The sequence below is a fragment of the Xenorhabdus budapestensis genome (genome assembly GCF_002632465.1).
Lineage (GTDB): Bacteria > Pseudomonadota > Gammaproteobacteria > Enterobacterales > Enterobacteriaceae > Xenorhabdus > Xenorhabdus budapestensis.
This window is the reverse complement of record NZ_NIBS01000151.1, coordinates 1-448: the sequence shown is the minus strand read 5'-3', so window position 1 is coordinate 448 and position 448 is coordinate 1. Positions and strand designations below refer to the sequence as shown.

1 protein-coding gene is annotated in these 448 nt (G+C 46.0%); it reads left to right on the top strand.

Translation table 11 applies throughout. The annotated features are described in order from the left end of the window. A partial coding sequence (locus Xbud_RS19380) for a transposase (protein ID WP_145956698.1) occupies positions 1-448 on the top strand: 448 nt, incomplete at both ends.

Genomic DNA, 448 nt, shown 5'->3' with positions numbered 1-448 from the left:
AAAATCGATGAATTAGGTGATCCGCTACTTGTTCTTGATAAGTATGTTGATTTCTCGGCACTGGCTGACACCATAGACCGTGTCGCGCCACGTATTATTGCTCCCAAAGGTGGACGCCCGCCATTCCCGACTGAGGTGATGGTTCGCATCATTATCCTGAAACATTTCCCTAATCTTTCCGATGAAAAGATGGAATATCAATTGTTTGACCGAATGAGCTGGCAACGTTTTTGTCGCTTGACCGATGTCATTAATATTCCAGACCGTCACACGATTTGGTGTTTCGAAAAACGGATTAGCCAGGAAGGTGCCAGAGCGTTGTTTGAAGAGGCGAAGCATCAGCTTTCGACACAGGGATTCATTCCTGGAGGTGGTCAAGTCATTGATGCCACGTTGATTCCAGTTCCTAAGCAGCACAATAAGAAGGAAGAGAATGAACAACTCCGTC